Genomic DNA, 1,137 nt, shown 5'->3' on the forward strand with positions numbered 1-1,137 from the left:
CAAGTGTTGCACTTCAATTTTAAATCGGGGTTAAATTCAAGTGACTAAATACAAGCATCCGGAGTGAAAAATATGAAAACAATTTTAGTATTACATACTGGCGGGACCATTGCGATGTCTGAGGGCAAGGATGGCGCAATAATCCCTGGGAAGCAAAACCCGCTCAACAGTTTCAATAATCCCTTTACTGGAAAAATCAGGCTAGATATCAGGAATCCATTCAATCTTCCCTCGCCTCACATGCGACCAACAGAAATGTTAGCCTTAAGAAATAAAATCATGCAGGCTGAAAGTGAAGGGATCGATGGCGTTGTTATCACTCATGGAACCGACACACTAAAAGAGACAGCTTTTTTTCTAGACCTAACACTACCAGCAGAAATTCCAGTTGTTGTGACCGGTGCAATGAGATCTGCTAATGAGATCGGGTCTGATGGATTACATAATTTTCAGACCGCAATTCAGACTGCAGCAAGTGATGAAGCTCATGACAAGGGAGTTTTAGTTGTCATGAATGATGAGATCCATACAGCACGCTATGTAACTAAAACTCACACAACAAATGTGGCTACTTTCCGCACACCATCTTTTGGTCCAGTTGGTTCGGTTTCAAAAGAACGGGTGACCTTTTTTTCTAAATTGATCCGCCAAACCTATGTCCCGCTTGATCATGTCGTTGATAATGTTTACTTGTTAAAAGCTTTTGCTGGAATGGGACCAGAGCTATTCGAAACGTTAGCCTTGCAAAAAACAAATGGTCTTGTAATAGAAGCACTAGGTGCCGGCAATCTACCCCCCGCAACTTTACCCGGCCTGCAAAAACTCCTTGACCAACATATTCCAGTTGTAATAGTCTCTCGCTGTTTTAATGGTACGGCCGAAAGTGTCTATGATTACGAAGGCGGTGGCATTCGCCTTGAAAAAATGGGGGCAATTTTTTGCCATGGATTAAACGGACAAAAGGCACGAATCAAGTTGTTAGTTGGATTAAGTGCACAAATGTCCGCAAAAGAACTGGCTTCATTTGTCAATGACGCAGTTTCTTGATTTTTGCAATTAAAACTTAAATAATTCACAACACATCGATCCAATTACAGACCGATGTGTTTTTTAGGTTCTTTATCAAGTGGTACTGAT

The 1,137-nt window shown here is 41.2% G+C and carries 1 protein-coding gene; it reads left to right on the forward strand.

Annotation, left to right across the window (positions count from 1 at the left end; genetic code table 11):
* The first annotated feature begins 72 nt into the window (after window positions 1–72).
* The gene (locus tag FC65_RS10750; RefSeq protein WP_056972742.1) at window positions 73–1,047 is read left to right on the forward strand and encodes an asparaginase; all 975 of its coding nucleotides are present in this window, start codon (window positions 73–75) and stop codon (window positions 1,045–1,047) included.
* The last annotated feature ends 90 nt before the right edge of the window (window positions 1,048–1,137 follow it).

The organism is Ligilactobacillus acidipiscis DSM 15836 (assembly GCF_001435755.1).
GTDB lineage: Bacteria > Bacillota > Bacilli > Lactobacillales > Lactobacillaceae > Ligilactobacillus > Ligilactobacillus acidipiscis.